This is a genomic window from Streptomyces sp. NPDC051133, from assembly GCF_040682635.1.
Lineage (GTDB): Bacteria > Actinomycetota > Actinomycetes > Streptomycetales > Streptomycetaceae > Streptomyces.
Genome location: NZ_JBFBBK010000017.1, coordinates 1 through 14,553, shown reverse-complemented (window position 1 = coordinate 14,553; position 14,553 = coordinate 1). Strand labels below are relative to the sequence as shown.

Sequence of the window (14,553 nt, the reverse complement as noted above, 5' to 3'; positions counted from 1 at the left end):
GACGTCACACAGAACTCGGTCGGCCTCTTCCTGACCTCGTACCACCTTGCACGCCCGGCGCGCGGCCTTCGACCGCGGCCTCGGCCGGGTCGCCGTCACCCGGCGCCGGCGATTCGGGGTGCGCCGCCGGGCTCGTCTCCAGGGCGTGCAGGGCGGACGCCAGGCTGGCGTGCACCCGTACGCCGGGCAGGCCGGCCGTCATCAGCGCCTCCCGCACGTGCGGTCTGGGCTGTACGACGGGCAGGGCGCGACCGGAGAAGGCGAGCACCCCGGTCGCGCGGTCCAGGGAGCGCACCGCGGCGGCGCAGGCGAGGTACACCTCGGTCATGTCGAGGACGGGGTGCTCGCCGTCCCGGCCGGCCTGGGCGATGTGCTCGGCGAGCGCCTCGGAGAACTCCAGCGCGTTGGAGACGTCGACCGTGCCGCGGGCCTTCAGAACCCTGACGGTGCCGACCTCGGGACGGTGCTCGTGGACGGTCTGCAGCAACAGCGGGGCCGCGCCGCCGGGGCGGACGCCGGCACGGCCGGGCCGGCCGTTTTCCATGGGGTGGGGCCTTCCTTGAGGGCGGAAGGATCAGCCGGCCGCGTCTTGACCGGGAGCATCACTGTGCCTGCGCCATGGACGTGGCGCAACGATTCTGCTGGGTGTGTCGGCGAGCGGATCGGGCGTCTGCCGACGCGGCGGCGTGCAGGGGCATTCCTGCGGGCGCGCACCAGGGTGGCCAGCCGGCTCTCCGGGGCCGGGTGGGGGCCGGGTCGCACCGGTACGGCACCTGGGGCGGCCCGGCGGCGGCGTGGCGAACACGCGGGCGAAGGGGGTTTCCCCGGCACCGTGCGTATCGGCTCGGCGCGGTGTCGCGGGTGACCACCGTGGCTGTCATCCTCCGGTGGCCCCCACCGCGTCGGCGACCGGGCGGGTACGGCTGCTGCGACCGTGCTCGGCGGGGTGCACGCCGCTCCCCGCCCGCACCGTCGGGCCCGCCGCCGGTCCCCAGGCGCAGCCGGCGAGCGTCGGGCATGCGGCAGGGGGCGCGACGGTCGTCCTCGGGCCGCCCCGGACGGGTGCGGCCTGTAGCCGTCCTCAACAGGCGCGCGCCGACCGCCCTGCTGGGCCCGCCGCCGGTCCCGAGCCGCAGCAGGCGAGCGTCGGGCATGCGGAAGGCGGGCGCGACGGTCCTCCTCGGGCCGCCCCCGGACGCATGGGGCTTGTAGCCGTCCGCAACGGGCGCGCGCCACCCACCGTGCCGGGCCCGCCGCCGGTCCCCGGCGCGACGGTCGTCCTCGGGCCGCCCCGGACGGGTGCGGCCTGTAGCCGTCCCCAACGGGCGCGCGCCACCCGCCCTGCTGGGCCCGCCGCCGCTCCCGAGCCGCAGCCGGCGAGCGTCGGGCATGCGGAAGGCGGGCGCGACGGGGTCGTCCTCGGGGCGCCGCCCCGGGCGGGTCCTGGTCAGTGGGTGTGGGCCGGCTGCGGTCCGCGCCGGCGTGGGCCGTCGCCGGGCCGGCGCAGCAGTGTCAGGCAGGTGGCGGCGACCTCGCCGGTTCCGATGCGCAGCAGGCGGGCGTCGGGGGTGCGGCCGTGGGGGTCGCCGGGTGGGCCGGGCTTCCAGAGGGCCAGGTGGGCGGGGCTCGGGGGCGGGCCCCACAGGCGGGGCGAGACGGGGCCGTACAGGGTGACGGAGCGGGTGCCGTGGGCCACCGCCAGGTGGGCCAGGCCGGTGTCGCCGCTGAGCACCAGGGACGCCTCGGCGACCAGCGCGGACAGCTCCCCGAGGGGCAGGCCGCCGGTCAGCACGTCGGTCGCGGGCTGTCCGCCGCGCTCGGCGACCGAGCGCACCAGGGTGTCCTCGTGCGGCCCGCCGGTGAGCACCACCCGGTGCCCGGCCGCCCGCAGGCACCGTACGACGGCGGCGAACCGCTCCCCCGGCCAGCGGCGGGACCCCGCGGCGGCCCCGGGGTGCACGAGGACCGCGTCCGGCGCCGGGGAGGGCACGTCCGGCCGGGGCAGCCGCAGGTCCAGCGGGTCGGCCGGGATGCCGTAGGCGTGCAGGAAACCGCACCAGCGCTCCCGTTCATGGGCGTGCGCCCGCCAGAGCGGGCCGTCCGGGCAGGCGTGGGCGAGCAGCCGGTGCGGGCGCAGGGCGGCGAGTGCGTCACGGCTCGCGGGCCCGTTGCCGTGCAGGTCGATCGCCACCCGGGGCGGCGGCCCCGGCCAGTGCGTCAGGGACGGCACCGCCCGCCCGGGCGCCTCGGCCGGGAACACGGCGTCGACCGCGCCGGTGGCCAGGGCGAGTTCGGTGAGGCCCGGCGGCTGGGCGAGGACGATCCGATGACCGGGAAAGGCCCGCCGGATCCCGCGCAGTGCGGGCACACCGGCCAGCAGATCACCGAGGCCCAGGGCCCGCAGCACCAGGACGGTCGGGGGGTGCGGGATTCGGGTCACCGGTCGGCTCCCTCCGAGAGACGGGCGCCGGCGGTCGGACGTGGGCCACCGGTCACCAGGGGTGGCCCCCTGCCGGGGGTGACGGGGACAGCGCGGCGCGGCGGGCCAGGCCGGTGGTGGAGCGGCCGTCGAGGTAGGGCAGCAGCAGGACCTGGCCGCCCCAGCTCTCCACCAGGGGCTGTTCGGGCAGTTCGGTGCGCGCGTAGTCGCCGCCCTTCGTCCAGATGTGCGGGCGCAGTTCGCCGAGGATGCGCTCGGGTGTGTCCTCGGGGAAGACGGCGACGGCGTCGACGCACTCCAGGGCGCGCAGCACCCGGACCCGGTCGGCGGCCGGGACCAGGGGGCGGCCGGCGCCCTTGCGGCGGCGTACGGAGTCGTCGGAGTTGACGCAGACGATCAGGCAGTCGCCGGCCCGCCGGGCGGCCTGGAGAAGGGCGACGTGACCGGCGTGCAGCAGGTCGAAGCAGCCGCCCGCGGCGACGACGGTGCCGCCCGCGGCCCGGACCCGGGTGGCGGTGCGCACGGCGTCCGCGGTGGTGTCGCCGTCGGCCGCCGGGGTCTGCGCGGGGGCGTCCGGCTCGTCGGGGGCGGCCACCGCGCGGGCGCCGCCCTCGGCGACATAGCGGGTGGCTGCGCTCACGGCGGCCTGGACGGCGGCCTCCGTGAGCTCGCCGTCGGCGAGCAGCCCGGCGGCGGCCGCGGCGAACCGGTCACCCGCTCCGCAGGGGTCGCCGGACGCGGTGGCCGGGGTGGGCACCAGCAGCGGGGTCTCGCCGTGGGAGAGCAGGGCGCCATGTTCGCCGAGGGTCACGGCGACGGCCTGGGCCTGCCAGGCCCGCACCAGGGTGCGGGCGTCGCGGGCGGCCATGCGCAGCCCGGCGGCGCCGTCGGCGCCCTCTCCGTCGCCGGACCGCCGGGCGAAGGCGCGGGCCTCCTGGGCGGAGGGGGTGGCCAGGCGGACGCCCGGGACCGGGGCCCTGCCGCGCACATGGGGGTCCCAGACGAGGGCGGCTTCGGTGTGGGTGAGCGCGTCGCGCAGGACGTCGGCGGTGCCGCGGCCGTAGTCGGCGACGAGGACGCCGGCGGCTCCCGCGACCGCGGACACCGCCTCCCGGGTCGCCTCGCGCGCGTGCCCCTCCCCGTCGTCCAGGCGCAGCAGCGGGCGGTCCCCGGCCATGACGCGGGTCTTGCTGCTCAGGGTGCCCTCCATCGGGACCTCCACCAGCTCGACCCGGCCGGCCAGCAGCTCCCGCAGGGTGTCGCTGGCGGGATCGTCGCCCAGGGCGGTGACCAGGGTGACCGGGCGGCCGTCGGAGGCGGCGAGGCAGGCGGCCAGCGCGGCCCCGCCGGGGCGGGAGTTGCGCCGGGTGCCGTGCACCACCGGTACGGGCGCGTCCGGTGCCAGCCGGTCGGCCCGGCCGCACAGGTCGTGGTCGAGCAGGGCGTCACCCACGACGACCAGAGGTGTGCGCGAGGTGGTCATGCGTGTCCCTTCCTCGGGGCGACGGGGGTGCCGGGCGTTCCGGTCCCGGACCGGCCGACGGTGCGGACCCGGCCGACGAGCGGGCCCACGCCGCCCGGCCCGCCGTCGACGTCCGGTCCGCCGCCGCCGTCGACGTCCGGTCCGCCGCCGGTGTCGCTGTCCGGTCCGCCCCCGGTGTCAGTGTCCGGTCCGCCACCGGTGTCCGGTCTCCCGCCGGTGGCCGGTCTCCCGTTGACGCCCGTCCTGCCGTGGGCATGCGATCTGCCGTCGACGCCGTCACCGGCGGCCTCGTCGGCCTCGCCGTGCTCCACCGCCCGGTCGAACGCCTCGCAGAGCATGTGGACGGCGACCAGGTGCACTTCCTGGACGGTGGCGGCGACCGCGGCGTCCACGCACAGCGCGTCGTCGGCGCCGAGCTGCAGCGGGTTGGGCGCCCGTCCGGTCAGCGCCCACACCGTCATGCCCAGGCGGTGCGCGCGGTCGGCTGCGGCCAGCAGGTTGGCGCTGGCGCCGCTCGTGGACAGCAGCATCAGCACGTCGCCGGGGCGGCCGTGGGCGGCGGTCTGGCGGGCGAACACCTCCTGGACGCCGTAGTCGTTGGCGATCGCGGTGGTGGAGGAGGTGTCGGCGTGCAGGGCTACGGCGGAGAACGGCGGCCGGTCGTCGCGGTAGCGGCCGACCAGCTCGGCGGTGAGGTGCTGGGCCTGCGCGGCGCTGCCGCCGTTGCCCGCGACCAGCAGCCGGGAGCCGCCGCCGAGCCGCCGGGCGAGTTCGGTGCCCCAGCGCTCGACGAGCGGGCCGCGGTCCCGGAACGCCTCCAGGGCCTTCACCAGGTCGTCGCAGTGCGTGGTGTCCACGCCGGTCTTCGTGCCGGTCACGGTCTTCATCGGACGACTCCCGAAAGCGAGGGGATCGAGGACACGGCGCCGTACACCCCGGCCACACCGTCGGCCACCCGGTCCCAGGTGTAGTGGGCCAGCACCCGTTCGCGGCCGGCGGTCCCGTACCGGGCGAGCCGGTCCGGGTCGGCGAGGAGCGAGCGGATGACCGCGCCGAGGTCCTGGTCGTCGTCGGCCGGCACCAGCACGCCGGTGCCGCCGTCCACGACGGTGTCGAGCTGGCCGCCCACCGCGGTGGCCACGACCGGCGTGGCGCAGGCCATGGCCTCCAGCGGGACGATGCCGAAGGGCTCGTACAGCGGCAGGGACAGCACCAGGTCGGCGCCGGCCATCAGCCGGGGCATGCGGGCGCGGCTGACCCCGCCGAGCAGGGTGACGCGGTCGAGGACCCCGTACTCGCCGGCGAGGGCGGTGAGGCGTGCGGCTTCCGGTTCGGTGCCGAGCAGATCGGCCTCGGGGCCGCCGGCGACGAGGAGTTCGGCGTCGGGGACGCCGGCCAGGGCGCGGATGGCGCGGTCGAAGCCCTTGCGGGGCACCAGCCGGCCGACGGCCAGCAGCCGTCTGCGCGCGCCGGGCGGGCGCGGCCGGACGACCGGCGTGAATTGGTCGGGGTCGACGCCGCAGGGCACGACGCTGATCCGGTCCTCGGGCAGGCCCATGGCCTTCAGCTCGGCCACCTCGTCGCTGCAGGTGGCGATGATCCGCGTGCACTCGTGGCCGATGGCCTCCTCGATCGCGAGGCGGTCGGCCGGGCTGGTGTCGGCGTCCCCCTGGTAGCGCTTCTTCACGGTGCCGAGCGCGTGGTAGGTCTGCACGACGGGGATGCCGAGGCCCTGGGTGGCGGTCAGGGCGGCCAGGCCGGACATCCAGAAGTGGGCGTGCACCACGTCGGGTGGGCGGGCCGCCCACTGCCGGGCGAGGAAGGCCCCGAACTCGGCCATGTGCGGCAGGAGTTCGTCCTTGGGGACGGGGGTGGGCGGGCCGGCGGGCACATGCACCACCTGCACGCCGTCGATGAGGGTCACCCGGTCCGGCAGTCCCGCCGAGTCCCGCCGGGTGTACACGGTGACGCGGTATCCCCTGCGGGCGAGCTGCCGGGCGAGCTGCGCCACGTACACGTTCTGGCCGCCCGCGTCCGGGCCGCCGAGCGCGGCCAGTGGACCGGCGTGCTCGGAGACCAGGGCGACGCGCCCGGCCGTGTGCGGAATGCGGCTCATCGGGTGACCTCCTTGATCAGGCGCTCCCAGTCGTCGAGAAAGCGCCGCTCTCCGTAGCGGGCCCGGGCCGCGGCCCGGGCCGCCTCGCCGGTGCGGCGGGCGAGTTCGGGTTCGGCGAGGTAGGCCCGTACGGCGTCCTCCAGTACGTCGAGGCGGTTCGAGACCACGCCGGCGCCCTCGGGCACCGCCTCGCGGACCTCGGTGGTGTCCAGGGCGACCACCGGCATGCCCAGGAACATCGCCTCCAGCAGGGACAGGCCGAGCGAGGTCCAGCGCACGGGGTGCAGATAGAGCCGGCACCGGGCCATCTCCCGGTGCAGCTCGGCCTGCGGCAGGTCGCGGCTGCGGCAGCGCCCGGGCGGCAGGCCGAGGTGCCCGGCGAGTCCTTCGGTGCGCATCCCGAACACGTCCAGGGGCGCGCAGCGGGCGAACCGGGGCAGCAGGTCGGTGCCGGTCGTACGGCCCCTGCGGACGGGCTCGTTGACGACGACGGCCGCGCGCCGCTCGGTGCCGGTCCACCGGTGGCCGGGGTCGACGACGCCGTGCTCGACGACCTCGGTCGGGGCCCGGCCGCTGTCCCACATCAGCCGGTTGAAGTGGGTGACGTGGACGACGGGGATCGCCGACTGCCCGGCCAGCGGGTGGGGTTGCCGCTCGGGCGAGGCGTCGGGGCTGTTGTGCTCGACGTACACGGCGGGCACGTCGACGCCGGGCCGGCGGCCGGTCCAGCGCAGGGCCAGGTCGAGTTCGTGGGGGCGCTGCAGGACCATCAGGTCGATGTCGCGCTCCCGCAGCTCCTGCGGGGTCCCCTCCTCGACGGACGCCGGCCAGTCCCAGGTCAGGGCCCGGCCGAGCCCGTCGGGTCCGCGGTCGTCGGTGACCGGGACCAGGTAGGTGTGCGGGCCCCGCACGAAGGCGGTGAGCCATGATCCGTGCACGTGCCAGACGAGGATGTTCATCAGAGGCGCTCCTGGATGAGCTTGTGCACCGCGCGCACCACGTCCTGCCCGGTGACCTCGTCCAGGCAGGGGTGTCCGGGCACCGGGCAGGTCAGGGCCCGGGTGTCCGCGCACGGCGCCGACTGGTCGCCGAGCAGGATGGCCGGGACGCCGTACGGCGCCCACCGGTCGGCCGGGACGACCGGTGCGAACAGGGAGACGACCGGGGTGCCGACGGCGGCGGCGAGATGGGCGGGTCCGGTGTTGGCGCTGACCACGACGTCGGCCGCGCGCAGCACGCCGGCGAGGGTGTGCGGGCCGGTCCGGCCGCCGAGGTCCACGGCCAGGCCGTCGCTCACCCGCCGGGTGAGGTCCCGCTCGTCCGCGCCGCCGGTGACGACCACGCGGTGCCCGGCGTCGGCGAGCAGTGCGACCGCCTCCGCGCAGCGGTGCGGGCTCCACGCGCGGGCGGGGGCGCTGGCGCCGGGGTGCAGGACGACGTAGGGGCCGTGGCCGGTGAGGCCGCTGGTGTCGGGCGGCGGCAGGACGCGCAGGCGCCCGTCGTCGCCCCGGGGTGGCGGGAAGCCCAGGGCGGTGGCGGTGTCGAGGGCCGCCTCGGCCTCGTGGCGGCCGTCCCGGCGCCGGTGCCGTACGTCCAGCAGCCGGCCGGGGTGGTCGGCGCTGTCGGCGCCGACCCGGCCGACGCCCGCCAGCTTCAGCAGCAGCGCGGTGGGCAGCGGGCTCTGATGGTAGGAGGTCAGGATCAGCGCCGTGTCGAAGGCGCCGGCGCGCAGCCGGCCGAGCAGGGCCTCGATGCCGGCCCGGTCCACGTCGGGCGGGTCGAAACCCTCCCAGGGCGCCTCCCAGACCAGGACGTCGTCGACGCCGGGCAGCAGCCGGGCGGCGTCGGCGCCGCGCGGGCCGCACAGCAGGGTGACGTGGGCGGAGCGGTCGGCGACGGCGCGGACGGCGGGGCCGGCGAGCAGGACGTCCCCGAAGCTGTCGAGACGGACGACGAGGGACTTCATCGCGACGGCCCTCCCGTCGTCGCGCCGAGGGCGCCGCGCACGGCGCTGAGCAGGTCGGGGGCGCTCTGCCCGGCGAAGCGGGCCACTTCCCGCGGTGCCGTGGCCGGATTCGGTACGAGGATGCCCCGGGCGCCCGCCGCCCGTGCGGCCAGGACGTCCGCGGCGATGTCGCCGATCACCAGGCACGCGGCGGGCGGGACGCCCAGGCGATCGGCGGCGGCGAGGACCAGTCCGGGGCGGGGCTTGCGGCAGGCGCAGCCGGCGTCCGGGGCGTGCGGGCAGAACACCCAGGTGTCCAGGCCACCCAGGAGTGCGTCGGCGCGCGCGTTCACCCGGCGCACGTCCTCGGCGGTGAGCAGTCCGCGCCCGATGCCGGACTGGTTGCTCACCACTGCGGTGGCCAGGCCGTGGGACCGGGCCAGCGCGACGGCCTCGGCGGCACCGGGCAGCAGCCGGACGCGGTCGGGGTCGCCGTTGTGGGGCACGTCCGCCACGAGGGTGCCGTCGCGGTCGAACAGCACGGCGCGGAGCGCGGTCACCCGGCACCTCCGAGGGGTTCGGCGTGCCGGTGGCGGACGACGCCGCGCAGCCAGTGCCGGACGGCGAGGGGCGGGATGAGCACGCTGGTGCCGAGCATCCCGGCGATCTCGCGGGTGGTGCGGGGGCCGGGCAGGATGCGGGCGAGGGCGAACTCGGCGGTGCCCAGCGTCCACAGGGCGGCGCAGGCCGCGGCGGCCCGGCGGCGGCCCACGACGGCGCAGGCGGCCGCGGCGACGGCGGCACCGGTCACCGCGAGGTGGCGGGGCAGCCGTCCCCGGGGTGCCTGGGCGCGGGACCACCAGTCCCGTCCGTGCAGCCGGTTCATCAGGACGTCGTCGGCGTTGCCGCGCTGGACGGGCAGCGAGGCCCACCAGTGCGCCGGGCGGACCGGGTGGCACGTGACCCGCTTGCCGCGCTTGAGGGTCCAGCCGGCCCGCTCCACGCGCAGCGCGAGGTCGGCGTCCTCGCGGAAGGCCCGCGGGAAGCGCTCGTCGAAACCGCCGGCCCGGGTGAGCGCCGGGGTGCGGTAGGCCATGTCGGCGGTGGCCCAGGCGGCGTTCTCCAGGCCCTTGGTGTTGCGTTCCCAGTCGGTGGGCCGGCGGTCCAGGGGCAGGGGGACACGCAGCTGTCCCTGGATGCCGCCGACCTCCTCCCCGGCCTCCCGCAGGTCCTCGGCGAGCAGCCGGGACCAGTCCGGCAGCACCTGGACGTCGTCGTCCAGGAAGACCGTCCAGGGCGTGCGGACGGTCCGCCAGCCGGCGTTGCGGGCGGCGGCCGGGCCCCTGCCGCCGGTGCGCAGGGTGCGTATCCGGTCGAGCAGTTGCCCGGCCGTCTGCAGCGGCAGGTCGCCGTCGGGGGCGGGCCGGTCGTCGACGACGACGACCTCGTGCGGGGGGTGCCCGTGGGCCGCGCCGAGTGCGCGCAGGCACTCGGCGAGGCAGGGCCGGCCGATCGTCGGGACGACGACGGTGTATGCGGGTGCGTCGCTCATGCGAACGCCTTCCCGCGGCGGATCGCGAACGGGCCGAGCACCAGCAGGTCCACGGGGGCCGAGCCGAAGCACTCCAGGGCGTCGCGTGGGTCGTCGACCATGGGCCGTCCGGCGGTGTTCAGGCTGGTGTTGACCACCACGGGCAGCCCGGTGCGCCGCTCGAACCCGTCGATCATCCGCGCCACCAGTGGCTCCTGCTCCCGGTCCACGGTCTGGATGCGGGCGGTGCCGTCCACGTGGACCACGGCCGGGATGCGGCCCTTCCACGCCGTGGCCACGTCGTGCACGAACAGCATGTGCGGGCTGGGCAGCGGGCCGTCGAAGATCTCGGCCGCGCGTTCGGCGAGCACCATGGGCGCGACGGGCCGGAACTCCTCGCGTCCCTTGACCGCGTTGAGCCGCTCCAGGTTGCCGGCCGTGCCGGGGTGGGCGAGCAGCGAGCGGTGCCCGAGCGCCCGCGGACCGTACTCGCTGCGGCCCTGGAACCAGGCCACGATCCCGTCGGCGGCCAGTGCCTCGGCGGCCGTCTCGGCGATGTCCGCGGGCTCCTCGTACGGTACGGCGGCCCGCTCCAGCCACCGGCGCAGCTCGGTGTCGCTCCAGCCGCGGCCGAGCGCGGCGGTCGGCATCGGCTCCAGGGTGTCCTTCTGGCCGGCCACGTGCGCCGCCGCGCCCAGGGCCGTACCGGCGTCTCCGGCGGCGGGCTGCACCCACACGTGACGGAAGCCGCTCTCCCGCCACAGCCGGGTGTTGGCCACGCAGTTCAGGGCGACACCGCCGGCCATCGTGAGGGCGTCCTCGCCGGTGCGCTCGCGCAGCCACCGGGCGAGCGCGAGCATCGTCTCCTCCAGGCAGAGCTGGGCGCTGGCGGCGAGGTCGGCATGGTCCTGGCTCCAGGCACCGCCGGCGGGGCGGGCCGGGACGAGGTCGGCCCAGGGGACGGGCCGGGCGCGGAATCCGCCCTGTTCATCGGCCCGGACGTACGCGCGCAGCCGGTCGGCGAAGCGCGGGGTGCCGTAGGAGGCGAGCGCCATCACCTTGAACTCGTCGCTGCTGCGCAGGAATCCGAGGTGCTGGGTGAGGTCCTCGTAGAACAGGCCGAGGGAGTCGGGCAGTTCCTGCGTGCCGAGGACGGTCAGCTCGCGGTTGGTGCAACGGCCGGCCAGGTGGGAGCCGCACTCGCCGCGTCCGTCCAGCACGAGGACGGCGCAGTCCGGGTACGGCGAGACCGGCCCGGCGGAGGCGGCGTGGGCCACGTGGTGCGGCACGAACCGCACCTTGGCGGGGTCGAGTCCGGGCAGGGCCTCGGCGAGGAACTCCGGGGCCCGGCGGGCGTACTCCTGGCGCAGGTGGTCCCAGGGGTCGTGCAGGCCCATCCGCTCGGCGGGGCGGGCGAGCGAGGGGTCGTAGGAGTAGGCGACGGCGTCCAGGTCGGACGGGGTGAGACCGGCCTGTTCGAGGCACCAGCGGGCCGACTGCGCGGGCAGCTCCCAGGCCGAGAAGGGGACGGGCCGTTTGCCGTGCTTGCGGCGTGAGAACCGCTCCTCCTCCGCCGCCGCCACGACCCGGCCGTCGGTGATCAGTGCCGCGGCGGGGTCGTGGAAGAGTGCGTTGATTCCGAGGACGTGCATGCGCTGCCTCCTGGGACTGGGCGGCGGTCGGGCGGGGATCCGGTCAGGTCTGCCGCGGGGCCGGGTCCGCGCCGGGCGGGAGGGGTTCCGGGGGCAGTGCCGCGAAGTAGGCGATGGTCTGCTTCAGCCCCTCCTCCCACGGCACCTGGGGGGACCAGCCGAGCAGTTCGCGGGCGAGCGTGGTGTCGGGCCGGCGGCGGCCGGGGTCGTCGACGGGGCGGTCGATGAAGGCGATGGGCGAGCGGGAGCCGATGAGGGCGACCACCCGGCGGGCCAGGTCGGCGACGGTGATCTCCTCGCTGCCGCCGATGTTCACCGGCCGCACGGACCTGCTCCGGGACACCCGCAGGATGCCGTCGACGGTGTCGTCCACGTAGCACAGCGAGCGGGTCTGGGTGCCGTCACCGGTGACGGTGACCGGCTCACCCGCCAGGGCCTGGGCTATGAAGGTGGGCACCGCACGGCCGTCGTGGGCCCGCATGCGGGGTCCGTAGGTGTTGAACAGCCGCACGATCCCGGCGTTCGTGCCCCTGGCGCCGGCGTGCGCGGTGACCAGGGCCTCGGCGAACCGCTTGGACTCGTCGTACACGCTGCGCGGGCCGATCGGGTTGACGTTGCCCCAGTAGCCCTCGTGCTGCGGGTGGACCTGGGGGTCGCCGTACACCTCGGAGGTGGAGGCGAGCAGGAAGCGGGCGCCGTCGCGTTCAGCGACCGTCAGGGCGTTGCGGGTGCCGAGGCTGCCCACGTCCAGGGTCTCCAGGGGCATGCGCAGGTAGTCGGCGGGCGAGGCCGGGCAGGCGAAGTGCAGCACCAGGTCGTACGGGCCCGGCAGCCGCCCGGGGCAGTCCGGCGCGGAGACGTCGCAGTGGACGTAGCGGAAACCTGGCCGCTGCTCCAGGTGGGCCACGTTCTCCCGGCGCCCGCAGGCCAGGTTGTCGGCGCAGTCGACTTCGACTCCTGAATCCAGCAGCCTCTCGCAGAGATGCGAGCCGAGGAAGCCGGCGCCGCCGGTCACGAGGGCGCGCCGCCAGGAGAACGGTATGTCACCAGTCATGGGGGCAATTCCCTTCGTCCACGTCGACGCACCGGAGAGACGCCCCTGCCTCGGGGGGTCGGCGCGTACCGCGTCACCGGGCCCGACGTCGTCGGCCCGCTGGGAAGGCACGGGAAAGAGGAGGACAGGGGCCCGGTCCGGCTCGCTCCGCCTGGACCGCCCTGGCCAGCCGCCGCTGGCTGGACGGCACTGGCAGCTGTGTTCCCCTGCCAGTTTGATTCATACGTTGGACTCTCATTGTCCGGAATCATGGGTACTCGCGCGACTCCGGCGGCCGCATTACCACGGTGGACGGGATCGTGCACGGCGACGTCACGGCGGGCCTGCCGCGGGCGCCCGGCCACGGCCGGTCCCGCTTCCTCGGCCCCCTCGGGCGGCGAGTCGTCTACAGGTCCTGAACCTGCCGAAAGGCGCGGCGACTTCGGAACCCGTGCACCGCAGCGCACGCGGACAGCAGGGTGTCGTACCCGTCCCGGCCACCGCCCCGGCGGCAACGACGGCTCCGGCGATCAACGGCTTCCCCCTCCCCCCGGACCGGCGCCCGGGACGGCACCCGGCCCCGGTGCCGGACGGCTCGTGGCATCCAGGGCCCCGGCGGCCCGCTGCCACCGGCGGCCGGGACGGGCGCCTTCGCTGGGACGGGCGCCCTCGCGCAGGGGCGGGCGCCCTCGCAGGGGCGGGACGCGCTCGCAGGGGCGGAACGCGCTCGGCGAGCGCCGGTCGCCGGAGCGAGGAGTTCGACGCTCGGGTCACCGGCCGGGGGGCAGGGAGGGCGCGTGAGGGGGGCCGGCGGGCAGGGAAGGCGCGCGGGGGGGGCGGCCGACGGGCAGGGAGGGCACGCGGGAGGGGCCGACAGGCAGGGAGGGCGCGGGGGGGGCGGCCGACGGGCAGGGAGGGCACGCGGGTCAGCGGCCGGCGGGCAGCGAGTGCGCGCCTCGGCGGCCGGCGGACTGCGCGCGGGTCAGCGGCCGGCGGGCTGACTGGACGCGGGTCAGCAGCCGGCGGGCAGACCGGGCGCGGTGAACGGTCCGGCCGTCACACACGGCCGCCGGTCGTCGTCGGCGAGGCGGATGAGGTCCGCCGCACGGCCCGGTGCCGGCCCTGCGCACCGGCATCCCGGTGGCAGCCGTCGACCCGATCGGGGTGGGGTCCGAGGTCACGGCGCGGGACCTGGCCGTGGACCGGCCGGCTGGTGGGGCCGTGAGCCGACCGGCACGGGTGCACGCACGCCGGGACACCGACCGCGGAACCTCGACCCGGCCGAGCCGGCCGCAGGTCCCACCGAGATCACCACGCAAGCCCAGGCCATGAGCCGACCGGCACGGGGGCACGCACGCCGGGACACCGACCGCGGAACCTCGACCCGGCCGAGCCGGCCGCAGGTCCCACCGAGATCACCACGCAGGACGGACGGTGCCGGCCGCGGAGCCTGGAGCACCGTGGCGGTGGGCGCTCGCCGGACCCGGCCGGACGGCCGCAGCCTGCCACTCGTTGCGCTGACATGGCCCGGGGGCCCGTGTAGCGCGCCGCGCGCGGGGCACTCGACGCGGCGACGGCCGGCCGTTCACGGGCCGCCGCGTGTCTCGCAGGAGGTAACGACATGGGTCACGGCGGAAACGTCATCCAGGAGCTGACGACCGATCATCGCGAGGTCGAGGAGATCTTCGGCCGGATCGAGATGCTGCCGCCCGGCTCGAAGGAACGCAAGGACCTGGCCGACCAGGTCACGATCGAGCTGGTGCGCCACTCGGTCGCGGAGGAGGCCTACCTGTACCCGGCGGTGCGCGAGCACATCCAGGGCGGGGACGCCCTGGCCGACAAGGAACTCGAGGACCACGCCAAGGCCGAGCAGATCATGAAGGACTTGGAGGGCTGTCAGGCCGACGATCCGCGGTTCGACACGCTCATGACGCAGCTGATGAGCGAGATCCGTTCCCATCTGACCGACGAGGAGCACAACCTCTTCCCGCGGCTGGAGGCGGCCTGCCCGGCCGACGCGCTGATGGACCTCGGTGACAAGGTGCGCCGGGCGAAGAAGACCGCCCCCACCCGTCCGCACCCGTCGGCACCGGACACTCCCCCGATGAACAAGCTGCTGGCGCCGGGAGCGGGCCTGGTCGACCGGCTGCGCGACGCGATGTCCGGGCGGGGCAAGGAGAGCTGAGAGGCCTCGGCCACCGGGCGAAGCGTCGCCCACCGTTCAGCCACCACGGTCCAGCCACCGCGATCCGGCCGGGCCTCGAAGTTGCGGTTGGAGGTGGAGGCGGAGCGCTCGCCCGGGGCCAGCTGGTCCGGGTTCATGCCGAGGCACATCGAGCAGCCCGCGTGCCGC

Annotated in this window: 11 protein-coding genes and 2 pseudogenes; 1 reads left to right on the top strand and 12 read right to left on the bottom strand. The window is 76.5% G+C overall.

Annotated elements, in window-relative coordinates; genetic code table 11:
• Positions 1-4: 4 nt before the first annotated feature.
• The 11 genes and pseudogenes from AB0N17_RS18845 to AB0N17_RS18795 all read right to left on the bottom strand — a co-directional run bounded on the left by AB0N17_RS18845 (position 5) and on the right by AB0N17_RS18795 (position 12,221).
• Positions 5-544 carry an STAS domain-containing protein gene (locus tag AB0N17_RS18845; protein WP_366012477.1) on the bottom strand — a complete coding sequence of 180 codons (540 nt, stop codon included), beginning with the start codon at positions 542-544 and terminating at the stop codon, positions 5-7.
• 903 nt (positions 545-1,447) lie between these two features.
• Positions 1,448-2,440, bottom strand: a complete 993-nt coding sequence (locus tag AB0N17_RS18840; RefSeq protein WP_366012476.1) for a glycosyltransferase family 9 protein — start codon at positions 2,438-2,440, stop codon at positions 1,448-1,450.
• Positions 2,441-2,492: 52 nt separating this feature from the next.
• Positions 2,493-3,923 carry a PfkB family carbohydrate kinase gene (locus AB0N17_RS18835; protein ID WP_366012475.1) on the bottom strand — a complete coding sequence of 477 codons (1,431 nt, stop codon included), beginning with the start codon at positions 3,921-3,923 and terminating at the stop codon, positions 2,493-2,495.
• 302 nt (positions 3,924-4,225) lie between these two features.
• Positions 4,226-4,810: pseudogene (locus AB0N17_RS18830) on the bottom strand (SIS domain-containing protein); the annotation flags it as partial.
• Positions 4,807-6,039, bottom strand: coding sequence for a glycosyltransferase (locus AB0N17_RS18825; RefSeq protein ID WP_366012474.1), 1,233 nt, complete (start codon positions 6,037-6,039; stop codon positions 4,807-4,809). The gene AB0N17_RS18825 and the pseudogene AB0N17_RS18830, both read right to left, overlap by 4 nt.
• Positions 6,036-6,998, bottom strand: a complete 963-nt coding sequence (locus tag AB0N17_RS18820; protein WP_366012472.1) for a glycosyltransferase — start codon at positions 6,996-6,998, stop codon at positions 6,036-6,038. The genes AB0N17_RS18825 and AB0N17_RS18820 overlap by 4 nt, the downstream gene beginning before the upstream one ends.
• Positions 6,998-8,005 (bottom strand): glycosyltransferase family 9 protein, encoded by a 1,008-nt coding sequence (locus AB0N17_RS18815; protein ID WP_366012470.1) that lies wholly within the window; start codon positions 8,003-8,005, stop codon positions 6,998-7,000. The genes AB0N17_RS18820 and AB0N17_RS18815 overlap by 1 nt, the downstream gene beginning before the upstream one ends.
• Positions 8,002-8,544: an HAD-IIIA family hydrolase gene (locus AB0N17_RS18810; protein ID WP_366012469.1), complete on the bottom strand. Its 543-nt coding sequence runs from the start codon at positions 8,542-8,544 to the stop codon at positions 8,002-8,004. The genes AB0N17_RS18815 and AB0N17_RS18810 overlap by 4 nt, the downstream gene beginning before the upstream one ends.
• The gene (locus tag AB0N17_RS18805; RefSeq protein ID WP_366012468.1) at positions 8,541-9,536 is read right to left on the bottom strand and encodes a glycosyltransferase; all 996 of its coding nucleotides are present in this window, start codon (positions 9,534-9,536) and stop codon (positions 8,541-8,543) included. The genes AB0N17_RS18810 and AB0N17_RS18805 overlap by 4 nt, the downstream gene beginning before the upstream one ends.
• Entirely contained in the window at positions 9,533-11,167 is a 1,635-nt protein-coding gene (locus AB0N17_RS18800; protein ID WP_366012467.1) for a carbamoyltransferase C-terminal domain-containing protein, read from the bottom strand. The genes AB0N17_RS18805 and AB0N17_RS18800 overlap by 4 nt, the downstream gene beginning before the upstream one ends.
• A 43-nt stretch (positions 11,168-11,210) precedes the next feature.
• Positions 11,211-12,221, bottom strand: a complete 1,011-nt coding sequence (locus tag AB0N17_RS18795; RefSeq protein WP_366012466.1) for an NAD-dependent epimerase/dehydratase family protein — start codon at positions 12,219-12,221, stop codon at positions 11,211-11,213.
• Positions 12,222-13,821: 1,600 nt separating this feature from the next.
• Between AB0N17_RS18795 and AB0N17_RS18790 the strand changes: the two genes are divergently transcribed.
• The gene (locus tag AB0N17_RS18790; RefSeq protein WP_366012465.1) at positions 13,822-14,385 is read left to right on the top strand and encodes a hemerythrin domain-containing protein; all 564 of its coding nucleotides are present in this window, start codon (positions 13,822-13,824) and stop codon (positions 14,383-14,385) included.
• A gap of 47 nt (positions 14,386-14,432) precedes the next feature.
• Here AB0N17_RS18790 and AB0N17_RS18785 read toward each other — a convergent pair.
• Positions 14,433-14,553 (bottom strand): annotated as a pseudogene (locus AB0N17_RS18785) (aconitase family protein); the annotation flags it as partial.

Bases quoted from the DNA above. Each gene is read 5' to 3' on its own strand.
- AB0N17_RS18845 (WP_366012477.1), bottom strand. From the start codon at position 544: ATGGAAAACGGCCGGCCCGGCCGTGCCGGCGTCCGCCCCGGCGGCGCG.
- AB0N17_RS18835 (WP_366012475.1), bottom strand. From the start codon at position 3,923: ATGACCACCTCGCGCACACCTCTGGTCGTCGTGGGTGACGCCCTGCTC.
- AB0N17_RS18825 (WP_366012474.1), bottom strand. From the start codon at position 6,039: ATGAGCCGCATTCCGCACACGGCCGGGCGCGTCGCCCTGGTCTCCGAG.
- AB0N17_RS18820 (WP_366012472.1), bottom strand. From the start codon at position 6,998: ATGAACATCCTCGTCTGGCACGTGCACGGATCATGGCTCACCGCCTTC.
- AB0N17_RS18815 (WP_366012470.1), bottom strand. From the start codon at position 8,005: ATGAAGTCCCTCGTCGTCCGTCTCGACAGCTTCGGGGACGTCCTGCTC.
- AB0N17_RS18805 (WP_366012468.1), bottom strand. From the start codon at position 9,536: ATGAGCGACGCACCCGCATACACCGTCGTCGTCCCGACGATCGGCCGG.
- AB0N17_RS18800 (WP_366012467.1), bottom strand. From the start codon at position 11,167: ATGCACGTCCTCGGAATCAACGCACTCTTCCACGACCCCGCCGCGGCA.
- AB0N17_RS18795 (WP_366012466.1), bottom strand. From the start codon at position 12,221: ATGACTGGTGACATACCGTTCTCCTGGCGGCGCGCCCTCGTGACCGGC.
- AB0N17_RS18790 (WP_366012465.1), top strand. From the start codon at position 13,822: ATGGGTCACGGCGGAAACGTCATCCAGGAGCTGACGACCGATCATCGC.